Below are 14,625 nucleotides of genomic sequence, written 5' to 3'. Positions count from 1 at the left end.
CACCTGATGTCCGCAGAGCGCCCCACCCTGCCGCCCGTAAGGCTGCGCACCGAGGCCGAGCTGGCACGGGACGCGCTCGCCGCGCCGCTGCTCGCCCGCGCCGTCCGGCTCGCCCGCTGGGCCGGCCCGGAGACCCGGGTCGGCGCCGGTGGCGAGCTCGTCGAAGCGCAGCTGCCCGCGGCGGCCGAGCACCTCGGCCGCACGGCGGACGAGGACGGCGCGGCGGAGGCCAGCGAGGCGTGGCGGCTCGCGGTCGACACGGGACTGGTCGACGTCGAGGACCCGGAGGAGACCGACGGGGAGGACGCGGAGGGGACCGCCGCCGCCGGTGAGAACCTGGCGCTGATCACCGGAGGTTCGCCGCAGGACGTCCTGTCGATCTGGCTCGACGGGCTGGATGCCGTCCACGCCGATGCCACCGCGCCCTTCTTCGAGGACTTCGCCGACCTCGTCGGCGAGGACGGCACGGTGGACTTCGATTCCCTGGACTGGGATCCGGAGGCCGAGGCGGAATTCCTCGACGGGATCCTCGGCAATCTGTACCTGCTCACCGTCGGCGACGGCGGCGCGGACGTGGCGCCCGTACCGCTGCCCGCGCTCGCGGCGTCGATGCTGGTGCCGGACGACATGGGCGAGCCCACCGACGACATCCTTGAACAGGTGTCCGAGGCGATGATGCGCCTCGACGACCAGTTCCGGGTCCTCGAACCCATGGGGATCGTCGAATACCGCCCGGTGGACGAGGCGTTGCTGGCCGAGGAGGGCGAGGAAGCCGCCGTCGCGGCCGACGACGAGGACGTCACCCGGTACGGCATGGTGAAGCTGACCCCCCTCGGCCTGTACGGCATCCGGGCCCGGATGCTGGAGGCCGGGGTGGACGCCCCGGCGATCGGCGACCTCGCGGACAAGGGGGCCGACGCACTCCTCGGCGGCATCGCGTACTACCCCGAGGAGGCGGCGCGCGGCGAGATCGAGCTGTGGCTCACCCGGCGCGGCGCGGACGGCGCCGCGGCCGAACTCCTGGCGGCGGCCCGCGGAACGGACCGGCAGGCGCCGCTGCGGCGGCTCAACTGCCAGCAGGCGCTCGCCCTGGTCGGCGCGGAGGCGGAGCCCGCGGTACGCGCGGTGCTGGACGACGCCGAACTGGGCGGCCTCGCCCGGGTCTGGCTCGCGGAGCTGGGCGCGGCGGACGTGCCCGCGCCGCCCGAGTCGATGATCTTCTGGCTCGCCATCGACACGATCGCGGCCCAGTTGGAGGCCGAGGGCGACCTCGACGAGCTCCAGGGCCTGGTGGAGGGCCTGGCGGGTCAGCACAGCGGCTTCTTCGGCGAGGCGTGGCGGGTGGAGCACCCGGCGACGGCGGACGTCCTCGAGGCGATGGGGCGGCTGCACAGCGACAAGAAGAAGGCCAAGGAGGCCCGCAAGGCGGCGTTCAAGGCGCGGTCGCGGGCCTGAGACACACGACCGGGCGTGGCATCGGCCGGCTACGGACAGCCGTCTACGGGCAGCTGTACGCGGCCGGCCGCTGTTGCCCGTCCGCATCCGGCCGTCTGTATCCGCATCCGGCACCGCATCCGGCGGTGCCGTTTCGGCCAACTGCACAGGAAGGAGGCCACTCGACGTCGCCCACAGTTCAACTGGTGTTCGGGCAGGGGCGCGACCGTGGGCGCGCCAACAACCCGCTCAGTTGCTCCAGGAGTACGTGATGCCCTTCACTCGCAGGGAATTCACCAAACAGTCCGCTCTCACCGGTGCCGGCATCGCCCTGACCGGTACCGTCGCCGCGCTCGCCACCGCACCCGGCGCCCTGGCCGCCGAGGACGCGAAGCACGGCAACAGCGACCAGGAGCACGGGAACGGCCACGGAAACCACGGCGAACCGGGCTACGGACCGCTGATCGCCGACCCCGAGGGCCTCCTCGCGCTGCCTGCCGGCTTCGAGTACGAGGTCATCACCCACTGCGGTGTCACCAAGCTGGAGACCGGCGAGTACACCCCCTCCAACCACGACGGCACGGCCACCTTCGAGGGCCCCCGCGGCGTCACCCTGCTCGTCAACAACCATGAGCTGAGCGGCACCCGCGCAGGCTGGGAGCACCCGGTACCGCTCACCGAGGGCCTCGTCTACGACCCGATCGCGGCCGGCGGCTGCACCGTTGTGGAGACCCGCCGCGACGGCCGTACCGCCGAGTGGGTCGGCATCGCCGGTACGTCCACCAACTGCGCCGGTGGCGCCACCCCGTGGGGCACGTGGCTCACCTGCGAGGAGACCGAGGACAAGGCCGGCAAGAACGGCCTGCTCAAGGACCACGGTTATGTCTTCGAGGTCGACCCGTACGACAAGCGCGCCAACCGCGACCCGCGCCCCATCAAGGCGTTCGGCCGGTACGCCCACGAGGCCGTCGTCATCGACCCCAAGCTCGGCCACGCCTACCTGACCGAGGACGCCGCGGGCCCCAACGGGCTCCTCTACCGCTGGGTTCCGCCGCACGGCTTCCGGCACGGCCGCGGCAAGCTGCGCACGCTCGCCGACGACGCCGGTGTCCTCCAGGCCACCAAGTGCTTCGACAGCAACGGCAAGTTCGTCGACGACCTGTCCCGCGCCACGAAGACCGGCACGGTGTACGGCGTGGACTGGGTCGACGTACCCGACCGTGACGCGAAGACCGTCTCCGTGCGCAAGCAGTTCGCGGCCGGCGAGATCACCCGCGCCCGCAAGCTCGAAGGCATGTGGTGGGGCGACGGCGGCGCGTACCTCGTCTCCTCGTTCGCCCGCGACGAGAGTCCCGTCCAGCACGACGGCCAGGTCTGGTTCTACGACCCGAAGCGCCGCACGCTGACGCTGAAGGTGCTCCTCGGAGTGAACGCCGACCCGTCGAAGGACGGCGCCTTCGACGGCCCGGACAACATCACCGTCTCGCCGTACGGTGGTCTGGTGATCGCCGAGGACGGCAACGGCATCCAGCACCTGTTCGGGGCGACCGACAGCGGCCGCACCTACCCGATCGCGCGCAACGAGCTGAACATCGGCAGCGAACAGGAGCCGGAGTACAGCGAGTTCACCGGTGTCACGTTCTCGCCCGACGGCAAGACGCTGTACGCCAACATCCAGACGCCGGGCATCATGCTCGCCATCACCGGTCCGTGGAAGCGTCAGCCGAACCGCGCCTGACGGCCGGTGACGCGGCGGGAGTAATTCCCTCGCGCTCCGTGGAGTTTCCCCTCTAGAGTCCTGTCCGTGTCCAGGTGCGCAGGCAGGACCTACTTCCCAGGAGGATGTCGCGGGTTCGAGTCCCGCCGCCCGTATTCGTACAGGCGTGGCTCAGCGGCAGAGCGCCTTCGTCGGTTCCGCCGACCCTGATCTCCGGACATCACAACTTCATCAGCAATGACTGCATGCACCTCCCGGTGCGCAGGCTGCGGCTACTTCTTGAAACGAAAAACGCCGCCGCCGACTCTGATCTCGGGAGGCACAGACATCGGGGGGTGCCCGGTGCGCAGGTGACGGATACTTCATGGGGTCTGACGGTTGCGGGTTCAAGTCCCGCCCGGCCACGGCCGGTAGCTCAAAGCGGTAGAGCATCAGGAAAGCCCGTCACCGACTCCTGACCTCGGGCACCCCCTTTTCCGCTGTGCCTTCTCCCAATGAATTCGGGGGAATCCACATGGCACGCTTCAACATCCACACCACCAAGTCCCGCGTCACCTCGCCCGTGAAGTCGACCGGGCGCACCGCGCCCACCCATCAGGGCGGCCGAGGACATCTCCGGGACAACCGCTCGGAACTCTTCCTGCTCGCCGTCGCCAATTTCGTATCGCAGCAGACTTTTTACGAGAACGGCGAGCAGCGCGACGACCGCTTCGCGGAAATGGTGCGGGTACTCGCCGTCGGCGACCCGGAGTGGACCGCCGGCCTGCTCCACTGGCTGCGCCGCGACGGCCGGATGCGTACCGCCTCGATCGTCGGCGCCGCCGAGTACGTGAAGGCGCGGCTCGACGCGGGGGCCGAGGACGGACCTTCCAACCGCCAGGTCGTCGACTCCGTCCTGCTGCGCGCCGACGAGCCCGGCGAGCTCCTCGGATACTGGACCTCGCGCTACGGACGTGCCGTGCCCAAGCCCGTCAAGCGCGGCATCGCCGATGCCGTACGCCGCCTCTACAACGGCAAGTCGCTGCTGAAGTACGACACCGCGTCCAAGGGCTACCGCTTCGGCGACATCCTGAACCTGGTGCACGCCTCGCCCGACCCTCACAAACCGTGGCAGGGCGAGCTGTTCCGGTACGCCCTCGACCGCCGTCACCACCCGGAGGCGGCCGTGGTGCCGGTCTCCGACCGCACCCTCACCGCTCACCGCGTGCTGATGGAACTTCCGGTCGGGGAGCGCCGGGCCGTGGTCGAGGGCGCGGACGGGGCGGAGCGGCTCGCGGCCGCGGGCATGACCTGGGAGGCCCTGGCGGGCTGGCTGCAGGGGCCGATGGACGCCGCGGCCTGGGAAGCGGTGATTCCGTCGATGGGCGCGATGGCGCTCGTCCGCAATCTGCGCAACTTCGACGAGGCGGGCGTATCCGACGAGGTCGCCGCGCAGGTCGCGGCGAAGATCTGCGACCCGGACGTGGTCGCCGCGTCGCGGCAGTTCCCGTTCCGCTACCTCGCGGCCTACCAGCACGCGCCCTCACTGCGCTGGGCCCACCCGCTGGAGAAGGCGCTCGGACACTCCCTGAGCAATGTGCCCGCGCTGCCGGGGCGGACGCTGATCCTGGTCGACCGCTCGGGCTCGATGTGGTCGCCGCTGTCGGACCGCTCGCAGCTCAACCGGGCCGACGCCGCCGCGATCTTCGGCACGGCGCTGGCGCTGCGGGCCGCCGATGCCGATCTGGTGCAGTTCGGTACGAACAGCGCACCGGTGAGGTACCGCCGGCGCGAGTCCGTGCTGAAGGTCCTGGAGCGCTTCGGTGACCTCGGCGGCACCAACACCGCCGAGGCGGTGCGCCGCCATTACAAGAAGCATGACCGGGTACTGGTCGTCACCGACGAGCAGGCGTCGTTCTCGTACGCCGCGGACGCGACCGCGGCCGTGCCGTCCGGGGTGCCCGTCTACACCTGGAACCTGGCCGGATACCGGGTCGGGCACGCCCCGTCAGGAGGTGGGAACCGCCACACGTTCGGGGGTCTTTCGGACGCGGCGTTCCGCATGGTGCCGTTGCTGGAAGCGGGCCGGGACGCGGACTGGCCCTGGAATCGCTGATTACGAATCCGGCATCAGTGGGCCCCCAGGAGTGGACGGGCATGGCGTCGGGCGTTCCCAGGGCGCATACTCAAGGTAATGAAACAGTCAGCCGGTTCCCGGCGCCACCTGCCTTCCAGTCCCTTCAACCGCCCGGCCCAGGCGGCCCCACCGGTCGAATTGTTCGATGTGGGCGACCGGGTGTCGCACGACCAGTTCGGACTGGGTCGCGTCCTCGCTGTCGAGGGCGACAACGACGCAGTACTCATCGACTTCTCGGGGCGACAGGGGAGGATCCTGAGCCCGTACTCCAAGCTGACCAAGCTCTGAGAGGGCCGGCGAGCACGCGCAGCGTCCGCCGTTCCGTCACGCTCTCCGTTTTCAGGGGCACCTGGCACTCGCAGGTGCCCCTGAAGCCGTATCGGAGGTTGTCGCCGGAAGCCCTTTGCGGCGTTACAGCGCCTGGGCGGCGGGCTTCACCATGCCGCGGACGGTGCGTGACTTCACGAAGTCGCCCATGGCCGTCATCTCCCACTCGCCGGAGAACTGCTTGATCAGCTTGGCCATCATCACGCCGGTCTGCGGCTCGGCGCCGGTCAGGTCGAAGCGGACCAGCTCCTCGCCGGTGGTGGCGTCGATCAGCCGGCAGTAGGCCTTGGCGACCTCGGTGAACTTCTGGCCGGTGAACGAGTTGACCGTGAAGACCAGGCCGGTCGCCTCCGCCGGGATCCGGCCCAGGTCGACGACGATCACCTCGTCGTCCCCCGCGCCCTCGCCGGTGAGATTGTCGCCGGAGTGCTTGATCGCGCCGTTCAGGATGGAGAGCTTGCCGAAGTAGCAGCTGTCCAGGTGGTTCCGGTTGGGGCCGTAGGCGATCACCGAGGCGTCGAGGTCGATGTCCTTGCCGCGGAACGCGGGCTCCCAGCCGAGGCCCATCTTGACCTGGGAGAGCAGCGGCCGGCCGGCCTTGACCAGGGAGACCGTCTGGTTCTTCTGGAGGCTGACCCGGCCCTTGTCGAGGTTGATCTTGCCGGAGGCGGCGGGCGCGGGCGGGGCGGCGGGGGCCGCGGACGCGGCGATCCGCGGGTCCACGGGCGGGGCGGCGGGCATCGGGGGCACGACGGGCGCGGGCGCGACGGCGGGCTCCTCCTCGACCGAGACGCCGAAGTCCGTGGCGATTCCGGCCAGTCCGTTCGCATAGCCCTGGCCGACCGCCCGGGCCTTCCAGGCACCGTTGCGGAGATAGACCTCGATGACCACGAGCGCCGTCTCGGCGCCCAGCCCGGGCGGCGTGAACGTGGCGAGCACACTGCTGTCGTCGGCGTTGCGCACAGTCGCGGTGGGTTCGATGCCCTGGAAGGTCTGGCCCGCCGCGTCCGGGCTCGCCGTGACGACGATCTTCTCGATGCCGGGCGGGACCGCGGTGGTGTCCACCACGATCGCGTCCGGCGCGGTGCCGCCGCCGGAGCGGTACGTCACGCCGGGGCCGGTGGGCTGGTTGTAGAAGATGAAGTCGTCGTCGGAGCGCACTTTGCCGTCGGAGGTGAGCAGCAGGCCCGAAACGTCGAGCCGCACCGGGGCGGAGACGTCCACTACCACGCGGGCGGCGGAGAGAGGGATGTTCGAGCCGGGGGTCATAGCGGTCATGCCCGGGGTAACGAACGACCCGGCTTTGCCGTTCCCTTACCTTCGCGGACCGTGGCATGGCGTCCTGCATCGCGCAGCCCGCGGTCCGCGGCTGTCCGGTGGACCTGGCGGCGGAGGCGGCGGGGCGCGGTGCTGCCGTGCACCGGCGGCCCTGGGTGCCGTCGCCGGAGCGCTGTCACGCCTCGGTCGATGAGGGAAGCGGGCCGGTGGGGGCGGCTGTCAGCAACCCCCGCCGGCCCGTGACCAGCAGCGCTGCGGTCAGCAGCGCCGCCGCACCGACCAGCGGCAGCAGTACCCGGATGTCCACCAGCGCGATCAGCCCGGCGCCGAGCGCCAGCGCCACCGCGTTCGGCACCATCATCAGCGTGTTCACCGTCGCGGCGGTGCGGCCCAGCAGGGCCTCCGGGGTCTCCCGCTGTACCGCCGTCATCGCGGCGATCAGCACACACGGCAGCCCGATCCCGATGGCCGCGCTCCCCACCAGCGCCACCGCGTCGTACGGCAGCGCCCGTGCCCCCACCGCCACCGCGAACAGCGCGATCCCGGCCGCCGTGAACACCCGCTCCGGCAGCCGCCGCAGCAACGGCCCTGCCAGCAGCCCCACGGCGACGGACCCGGCGCCCTGCACCGCGTACAGCACGCCCGCGTAGGTGGGGGAGTGCCCGAGACCGTCGTCGACGAAGGCGTAGACCGCCGCCCCGTTGAGTCCCGCGCACAGCATCGTCACCGATCCCGCCAGCACGAGCGGACGCAGCGCCGGAGATCGCCACAACTGGCGTGCACCCGCGGCGAGTTCGCACCGGCATCCGGCCGTGGCGGTCGCGACCGGCTCCCGCACCGGCAGGAGCGCGTAGACCCCGGCCGCCAGCGCGAACGACACCGCGTCCAGCAGCGCCACCGCGCCGCCCCCGAACCCGCCGTACAGTGCCGCGCCGGTCAGCGGCGCCAGCAGCTTCATGCCCTCGTTCGCCGTCATCCGCAGCCCGTTGAAATCACCCAGCAGCCGGGCGTCGACGGCCCCGGCGACCAGCGCCGACTCGGCCGCGTCCATCAGCACGGAACTCGTTCCGTACAGGACGAGCACGGCGAAGAGGATCCAGACCCGCCCCGCCGAGTCGACCACGACCAGTGAGGCCACCAGCCCCGCCATGACGAGGTTCGACGCAACGAGGAGCGGCTTCCTGGGGAGCCGGTCGGCGATCGCACCGAGCGCGGGCCCGACCAGCACCGGCAGCCACATCGCGAAGACGGCGAGTGCCGCCAGACTGTCCGAGCCGGTGAGCGACTTGACCCAGACCCCGGCCGCGAGCCACATCGCGGACGTCCCGAAACCGGAGACGACGACCGCCGCCAGGAACAGCCCCGCCGTACGGTCCCGCAACACCCGCACCGTCGCCGACCTCGCCATCACACCCACCGCAACCCTCCTGACCCGCACGTTCGTCACGTGTTCAGGCTGGTGACTGAGGACGCCCGGCGGCATCGGGCAGATGCCCTACTTCGCAGCAGGCCGCGCCCGACGGCCCAGCACGGGTGTACGGCACATGCCGGATGCCCGCCACTGCGCCCACCCAGGGGGCCGGGACCGTGAGGAGCCGCCGACGGGGCGGGGCGAGAGCGCACCGGCGCGCCGCTCTCGCCCCGCCCCTCGGCCTCACCCCTTGAGCGCCGCCTTCATCATCTTCTGGGCGATCGGTGCCGCCAGACCGTTGCCGCTGACCTCCGAGCGGGCCGAGCCCGAGTCCTCGACGATCACGGCGACCGCGACCTCCTTGCCGCTGGACTTGTCCTTCGCATACGAGGTGAACCAGGCGTACGGGGTGTTGCTGTTGCCCACGCCGTTCTGCGCGGTACCCGTCTTGCCGCCCACCTCGGCCCCGGATATCCGGGCATTGGTGCCGGTGCCCTGTTCGACAACGGTGACCATCGCGCTGCGCATCTGCTCGGCGGTGGACTGCGAGACGACCCGCTTCGTGTCCCCGTCGGCGAAGTCCTGCAACGTATTGCCCTTGGAGTCCGTCACCTCGGACACCATGTGCGGTGCGGCCAGCTCGCCGCCGTTGGCGAGGGCGGCCGAGACCATGGCCATCTGCATCGGCGTCGCGGTGACCTCGAACTGACCGATGCCCGTCAGCGCCGTCTGCGCCTTGTCCATGCCGGACGGGTAGATGCTCTTGGTGGCCCGTACCGGCACATCGAGCTTCTCGGTGTTGAAGCCGAACTTCTCCGCCATCGCCCTGACCTTGTCCTGGCCGAGGTCGGCGGCGACCTTCGCGAAGACGTTGTTGCAGGAGTACTGGAGCGCGGTCCGCAGCGTGGCGTTCTCGCAGGGGGCCGAGGCGCTCTCGTTCCTCAGGACGGTGCTGGTGCCGGGCAGGGTGTACGGGTCGGGGCTGTCCGTGCGCTGGTCGACCGAGCTGTAGAGCCCGTTCTCCAGCGCTGCGGAAGCCACCACCAGCTTGAACGTCGAACCGGGCGCCAGCGGCTGCCGCAGCGCGCGGTTGACCATCGGCTTGTTCTTGTCGGCGAGCAGCTTCTTCCAGGCGTCCTCGTCCGCCGTCCCGCTGATCGTCGACGGATCGTACGACGGGGTGGAGACCATGCCCAGGATCTGCCCGGTCTTCGGGTCGATCGCGACCGCCGCCCCCTTGTCGTTGCCGAGCGCCCCGTACGCCGCCTTCTGCACAGCCGGGTCGATCGTCGTCAGGACGTTGCCGGGGGAGGCCTGCTTGTTCGTCACCACGTCCATCGGGTTCTTCAGCCGGTCGTCGGTGCCGTCCAGCACATGGCTGTAGATCCCTTCGAGCTGTGTGGCGCCGTACGCCTGCGAGCTGTAGCCGGTGACGGCCGCGTAGAGATCGCCCTGCTTGTAGGTGCGCTTGTACGCGAGGTCGCTGCCCACCGTCCTCTTCGATCCGGTGACCGGGTTCCCGGCCACGATGATGTCGCCGAGCGGCTGCGCGTACTGCGCGATGGTGTTCCGCCGGTTGTGTTCGTCGTCTGCGAGCGCCTGTCCCTGGTATGCCTGCACCCAGGTCGCCCGCACCAGCAGGGCGAGGATCAGCAGCAGACAGAAGACCGAGGTGTGCCTGATCGTTTTGTTCATCCCGCTGGGGGGACGAGCGGGGCGCCGTGAGGTGTTCCCGGTTGTGCCGTTTCTCACCGATTTCTCATGATCGGGCGGGCCGGCCGGGGGCGATGAACCCCGATTCGTACGCCGCGATCACTGCCTGGGTGCGGTCCCGCACCCCGGTCTTCGCCAGCACCGCGGCCACATGTGTCTTCACCGTCGAGGCCCCCACCAGCAGCCGCTCGGCGATCTCCGCGTTGGTCAGCCCCGCCGCCACCAGCCGCAGCACCTCCGCCTCCCGGTCGGTGAGCCGGGCCACCCACGACGGCGGGGCGGATGCCCGTCGGCTCGCGTGCTCGTCGGCGAGCGTCCGCAGCGCCGACGGGAACAGCAGCGAGTCGCTCCGCGCGACCAGCCGCACCGCCTGTACGAGGTCCTCGGCCGCCGCGCGCTTCAGCAGAAAACCCGCAGCACCGGCGACGAGCGCGTCGTACACGTAGGAGTCGTTCTCGAAGGTGGTGACGACGACGATCCGCGGCGGATCGTCGAGCGTGCCGAGGATCTGCTCGGTGGCCCGGATGCCGTCGATCTCCGGCATCCGCACGTCCATCAGCACGACATCGGGGCGCAGCTCACGCACCACGGACACGGCCTCCGCGCCGGTTGCCGCCTCGCCGACGACCTCCAGGTCGGGCTCCGCGTCCAGGATGACGCGCAACGCCGTACGCACCATGCGCTCGTCATCGGCCAGGACCACCCGGACCGTCGTGCTCATCGGTTCTCCTCGGGGGCGTGCAGGGGGAGCCGGGCGGTCAGCCGCCACAGGCCGGTGCCGTCGTGCGGTCCGGCTTCCGTGCGGCCGCCCAGCAGCACGGCCCGTTCGGTGATGCCTCGCAGTCCGCGGCCGCCCCCGGGCCGTACCACCGGTGGCAGGTCCGGCAACGGATTGTCCATGGTGATCCCCAGCTCCTCCCCGTCCACCCCGATCCGCAGCTCCACCGGCGCCCCGCGCACGCCGTGCCGCAGCGCGTTGGTCAGTCCCTCCTGCACGATCCGGTACGCCTCCCTCGACACAGCGGCCGGGACCGTGCCGGTGTCACCCTCCACGACGCACGAGACCGGCACCCCGCAGCGCTCCAGCAGCCCGTTCAGCGCGTCGAGCGCCGGGCCCGCCGCCCCGGGCCCGCCGTGCTCCTCGTCGTTGCGCAACAGGCCGAGCACCCAGTCGAGTTCGCCGACCGTCCGTCGGGTGGTCTCCTCGATCGCGGCCAGTGCCTCGCGCACGAACTCCGGGTCGCTGCCCAGGACTTTGCGGGCCGCGCCCGCCTGGAGGGTGACCGCGCTCAGCGCATGACCGACCGAGTCGTGCAGCTCCCGGGCGAGCCGGTTGCGTGCCGCCAGATCGGCCGCTCGGCGTTCCGCCGCCGCCAGCCGGTCCTCCGGGGTCGGGCCCAGCAGCACCGGCGCCCGGTCGGCGAGGAGCGCCCCCGCCAGTGCAGCGCAACCGGCCGGCGCAGCGAGCATCGCGGCGCCGGCGAGTGGGGACAGGGCGAGGATCCATGGCCGGTCGAGCCCTTCGGGCAGGTCGAGAACACGGGAGTTCCGTACCGCTTCGGAGAACGGCAACATCATGACGCCCACCGCGTACGGTGTCAGCGCCAGCGTCATCCCGCTGATGATGCCGCCGAGCGCGAGATGCAGCGTGTACCAGCCGGCGGTCCGGACGCGCGCCTGCCGCGTCCTCGCGGGACCGTCGGCGAGCGGCCGGTCACGGGGGATGCCGCACAGCGCACGGGCCGTGGCCACCGACAACGGCCGGGCCGGTGCGAAGAGCGTGGTGACCGCGACCATGGGCAGCGCGTACGCGAATGCGGTCAACTGACCGGTGGGGTCGGAGAGGATGTTCGTGCCGGGTCGGTGCGAGCCGACGATCACCAGCCCGACCAGGAAGTACGGCATCAGCAGGGCGCCGCCGATGATCAGATGCAGCCAGCGCAGCCGGGCCCGCCGCCCGAGCAGCGGCGTCACGTGCCGGAGCCGGACGGACGGGCGGGCGGTGCCGCCGCGAACGAGCCCGACGAAAGGGAGCCCGGCGCAGGCGCGGCCGACACCGAGGTGCGTGGCTCCGACGGGTGCGAGTCCGAGGGACGGGAGGCCCGTTCCGCCGCGCGTTCCGAGAAGAAGTACGCGCCGAGGGTGACCACCAGCGTCCCGACCAGCATCTGCACAGCGTATGTCAGCATCATCGCGGCAGTGGGCTGTTCGGCGGCGTCCTGAACCCCGCTCAACGAGGCGATGGCCAGCCAGCCGCCCCAGCAGGCCGTGGCTCCGGAACCGCCCCAGGACAGGGCGAGCGGCACCGCGAGAGGCAACGTGGAACGGCGACTGAAGGCGAGCAGCAGCACCCCGGCGACAGCGGCGGCGACGAAGAACACGGCGATCGCTTCCATGACGCGGAACCCGGCGTCGCGTTCTGCGATCCGGCTCGCGTCGAGTCCCGTGGCCGATCCCGTGGCCGATCCCGTGGCCCAGAGCAGATGCATGGTGCCCGGTACGACGGCGAGCAGCGAGGCCGCGGTCGCGGCGAGACGCTGGGCGGGACCGGTGGGGCTCCTCGGCAGATCACTCAACGCGCCCTGCCAGAGATGGCCCCAGCGGTCCCTGGCGTACAGCGCGAAGAGGGTGCCGAGGGTGAGGCCCTGGACGATGAAGCCTGTGTAGACGACGCCGAAGACCCACGCGTCGAGGAAGGGACGCGAGGCATGTCCGGAGCCCTGGACATCGCCGCCGGCCAGGCCGACGAGGAGCTGCGACGGGTACCCGGTCATGATCGGCAGCAGCAGCCCGGTGGCCACCCACATCGGCAGGACGAGCACCCAGGCGGGAACCCGCCGTCCCCATGCCTGGGTGAGCAGCAGGGCGATGACCAGGACCGCGCTGTCCATCAGGAGTGTCGCGGCGTTGGCGGCGGCCATCGTGGTGCGGTGGTCGAGCAGCGGACTGCCGTCCGGCACACCGAGGTGGCTGCCGGAGATCCAGGCGGTCTTGAGGGCCATGTACGGAAGGCAGGACGCGATGGCGACGGTACGGAGTGCGGAGCGGGCGGTCCGCCGCGTCGTGACGGCGGCGGGTGCGAGCGGTGTCTGCGTCATGGCACCCACGCTGCCGCGCGGCCCGCGCCCGCACGTCGTGCCGTACGACGATCCGCCTCCGCCGCACGGCGGAGGCGGACCACCTGCTGGTCGTCCCGACGGCGTGAGTGGACCCTCCCCCGGTCGTCCCGGCGCGGCGAGGGATCAACGCCCGGTCACCCCGGCAGGGTGAACAGCAGCTCGTCGGTCTCCTCGCCGCGGGCGTGCGAGTACCCGTGGTCCTTGCCGGTGACGGCGAACCCGCACTTCTCCAGCACCCGGCGCGAGCCGGTGTTGTCGGCCGCGGCCCGTGCGTGCAGCGGGCGTTCCGGTACGACGTCGAGCAGCGCCCGCAGTGCGGTCGTCGCGAGCCCGCGGCCCCAGTGCGTCCGGTCGATCCAGTAGGTGACCTGGCGGTCGTCCGGCGACCCGTACACTCCGGCGCTGCCGACCACCGCGCCGTCCGCGACCACGGTCCGCATCACGACGGAGCCGTCGGCCAGGATGCGCCGCCAGTGGGCGTCGAACGCGTGCCGGTCGGTGGGGTCCTCGCTGGTGAAGGCGGCCGCCCTGACCGACTCCGGGTCGGACATGAACGAGAAGAACAGGGGCAGATCGCTGTCGCGCACCTCGCGCAGGGCAACTTGCACGGTCAGAGCCTCCGGGTGGCCAGCGCCAGGCGGTCCCGCGCGTCGAACAGCGCGTCCTTCACCATTTGCTCGTGCGCGGGCGTGAGCCGGGCGACCGGCACCGAGCAGCTGATGGCGTCGCGGGCGGGGGTGCGGTACGGGACGGCGACGCCGAAGCAGCGCAGCCCGAGGGTGTTCTCCTCGCGGTCCACCGCGTAGCCCTGTTCGCGGATGAGGTGCAGCTCCTCGATGAGCTTCTCGCGGTCGGTGATGGTGTGTTCGGTCAGCGCGGGCAGCGTCTGAGGGAGCATCTTGCGGACCTGCTCGTCGCTGTGGGTGGCCAGGAGCGCCTTGCCGAGCGAGGTGGAATGGGCGGGCAGCCGACGGCCGACGCGGGTGAAGGGGCGCAGATAGTGCTGGGACTGCCGGGTGGCGAGGTACACCACGTTCGTACCGTCGAGGCGGGCCAGGTGGATGGTCTCCGTCGTGTCGTCGGAGAGCCGGTCCAGCGTCGGGCGGGCGGCCGCGACGACCTCGTCGCCGTCGATGTACGAGGTGCCGACGAGCAGGGCCCGTACGCCGATCCCGTACCGCGTACCCGTCGCGTCGGTCTCCACCCAGCCGAGCTCCACCAGCGTGCGCAGCAGCATGTAGAGACTGGACTTGGGATAGCCGACCGCCTCCTGCACCGCGGCGAGCGAGTGCATGCCGGGTCGCCCGGCGAAGTATTCGAGCAGTTCCACCGTCCGCACGGCGGACTTGACCTGTGCCCCACCAGACTCGGCAGCCGACATCGCTCTACGCCCCTTCCAGCCCACTTACGAAATCCTGCGACCTCTTGAACCCAGCGACTTCTTGCCAACACCGAACGCCCGGAAATAGAGTCGCCGCATATTCACGATCGGGAACCCTGTTCAGAATAC

The 14,625-nt window shown here is 71.1% G+C and carries 12 protein-coding genes; 4 read left to right on the top strand and 8 right to left on the bottom strand.

The window, feature by feature from the left end:
* The first annotated feature begins 6 nt into the window (after window positions 1-6).
* The 4 genes from ACZ7L9_RS00555 (at window position 7) to ACZ7L9_RS00540 (ending at window position 5,555) form a co-directional block, all read left to right on the top strand.
* Window positions 7-1,455 (top strand): hypothetical protein, encoded by a 1,449-nt coding sequence (locus ACZ7L9_RS00555; protein WP_471411187.1) that lies wholly within the window; start codon window positions 7-9, stop codon window positions 1,453-1,455.
* 250 nt (window positions 1,456-1,705) lie between these two features.
* Entirely contained in the window at window positions 1,706-3,172 is a 1,467-nt protein-coding gene (locus tag ACZ7L9_RS00550) for an alkaline phosphatase PhoX (RefSeq protein WP_471411185.1), read from the top strand.
* 493 nt (window positions 3,173-3,665) lie between these two features.
* The gene (locus ACZ7L9_RS00545; RefSeq protein WP_471411183.1) at window positions 3,666-5,246 is read left to right on the top strand and encodes a TROVE domain-containing protein; all 1,581 of its coding nucleotides are present in this window, start codon (window positions 3,666-3,668) and stop codon (window positions 5,244-5,246) included.
* Window positions 5,247-5,324: 78 nt separating this feature from the next.
* Window positions 5,325-5,555 (top strand): hypothetical protein, encoded by a 231-nt coding sequence (locus tag ACZ7L9_RS00540; RefSeq protein ID WP_037711258.1) that lies wholly within the window; start codon window positions 5,325-5,327, stop codon window positions 5,553-5,555.
* Window positions 5,556-5,678: 123 nt separating this feature from the next.
* Here the strand turns inward: ACZ7L9_RS00540 and ACZ7L9_RS00535 are convergent, their stop codons facing one another.
* The 8 genes from ACZ7L9_RS00535 to ACZ7L9_RS00500 all read right to left on the bottom strand — a co-directional run bounded on the left by ACZ7L9_RS00535 (window position 5,679) and on the right by ACZ7L9_RS00500 (window position 14,496).
* Entirely contained in the window at window positions 5,679-6,872 is a 1,194-nt protein-coding gene (locus tag ACZ7L9_RS00535) for a TerD family protein (RefSeq protein WP_471411180.1), read from the bottom strand.
* Between the two features lie 175 nt (window positions 6,873-7,047).
* Window positions 7,048-8,280 (bottom strand): MFS transporter, encoded by a 1,233-nt coding sequence (locus tag ACZ7L9_RS00530; RefSeq protein WP_471412715.1) that lies wholly within the window; start codon window positions 8,278-8,280, stop codon window positions 7,048-7,050.
* Window positions 8,281-8,526: 246 nt separating this feature from the next.
* Window positions 8,527-9,978 carry a peptidoglycan D,D-transpeptidase FtsI family protein gene (locus ACZ7L9_RS00525; protein WP_471411178.1) on the bottom strand — a complete coding sequence of 484 codons (1,452 nt, stop codon included), beginning with the start codon at window positions 9,976-9,978 and terminating at the stop codon, window positions 8,527-8,529.
* A 64-nt stretch (window positions 9,979-10,042) separates the two neighbouring features.
* Window positions 10,043-10,717 carry a response regulator transcription factor gene (locus tag ACZ7L9_RS00520; protein ID WP_471411176.1) on the bottom strand — a complete coding sequence of 225 codons (675 nt, stop codon included), beginning with the start codon at window positions 10,715-10,717 and terminating at the stop codon, window positions 10,043-10,045.
* Window positions 10,714-11,970: a sensor histidine kinase gene (locus ACZ7L9_RS00515; RefSeq protein WP_471411175.1), complete on the bottom strand. Its 1,257-nt coding sequence runs from the start codon at window positions 11,968-11,970 to the stop codon at window positions 10,714-10,716. The genes ACZ7L9_RS00520 and ACZ7L9_RS00515 overlap by 4 nt, the downstream gene beginning before the upstream one ends.
* Window positions 11,967-13,094, bottom strand: coding sequence for a hypothetical protein (locus tag ACZ7L9_RS00510; protein WP_471411173.1), 1,128 nt, complete (start codon window positions 13,092-13,094; stop codon window positions 11,967-11,969). Before ACZ7L9_RS00510 ends, ACZ7L9_RS00515 begins: the two co-directional genes overlap by 4 nt.
* Before the next feature lie 155 nt (window positions 13,095-13,249).
* Window positions 13,250-13,723, bottom strand: a complete 474-nt coding sequence (locus ACZ7L9_RS00505) for a GNAT family N-acetyltransferase (RefSeq protein ID WP_471411171.1) — start codon at window positions 13,721-13,723, stop codon at window positions 13,250-13,252.
* 2 nt (window positions 13,724-13,725) lie between these two features.
* Window positions 13,726-14,496: an IclR family transcriptional regulator gene (locus tag ACZ7L9_RS00500; RefSeq protein ID WP_471411170.1), complete on the bottom strand. Its 771-nt coding sequence runs from the start codon at window positions 14,494-14,496 to the stop codon at window positions 13,726-13,728.
* Between the last annotated feature and the right edge of the window lie 129 nt (window positions 14,497-14,625).

The organism is Streptomyces sp. NPDC111516 (genome assembly GCF_055635345.1).
This window is presented reverse-complemented; position numbering and strand designations above follow the sequence as displayed.

Coding starts and splice junctions, on each gene's coding strand:
- ACZ7L9_RS00555 (WP_471411187.1), top strand. CDS start 7: ATGTCCGCAGAGCGCCCCACCCTGCCGCCCGTAAGGCTGCGCACCGAG.
- ACZ7L9_RS00550 (WP_471411185.1), top strand. CDS start 1,706: ATGCCCTTCACTCGCAGGGAATTCACCAAACAGTCCGCTCTCACCGGT.
- ACZ7L9_RS00545 (WP_471411183.1), top strand. CDS start 3,666: ATGGCACGCTTCAACATCCACACCACCAAGTCCCGCGTCACCTCGCCC.
- ACZ7L9_RS00540 (WP_037711258.1), top strand. CDS start 5,325: ATGAAACAGTCAGCCGGTTCCCGGCGCCACCTGCCTTCCAGTCCCTTC.
- ACZ7L9_RS00535 (WP_471411180.1), bottom strand. CDS start 6,872: ATGACCGCTATGACCCCCGGCTCGAACATCCCTCTCTCCGCCGCCCGC.
- ACZ7L9_RS00530 (WP_471412715.1), bottom strand. CDS start 8,280: ATGGCGAGGTCGGCGACGGTGCGGGTGTTGCGGGACCGTACGGCGGGG.
- ACZ7L9_RS00525 (WP_471411178.1), bottom strand. CDS start 9,978: ATGAACAAAACGATCAGGCACACCTCGGTCTTCTGTCTGCTGCTGATC.
- ACZ7L9_RS00520 (WP_471411176.1), bottom strand. CDS start 10,717: ATGAGCACGACGGTCCGGGTGGTCCTGGCCGATGACGAGCGCATGGTG.
- ACZ7L9_RS00510 (WP_471411173.1), bottom strand. CDS start 13,094: ATGACGCAGACACCGCTCGCACCCGCCGCCGTCACGACGCGGCGGACC.
- ACZ7L9_RS00500 (WP_471411170.1), bottom strand. CDS start 14,496: ATGTCGGCTGCCGAGTCTGGTGGGGCACAGGTCAAGTCCGCCGTGCGG.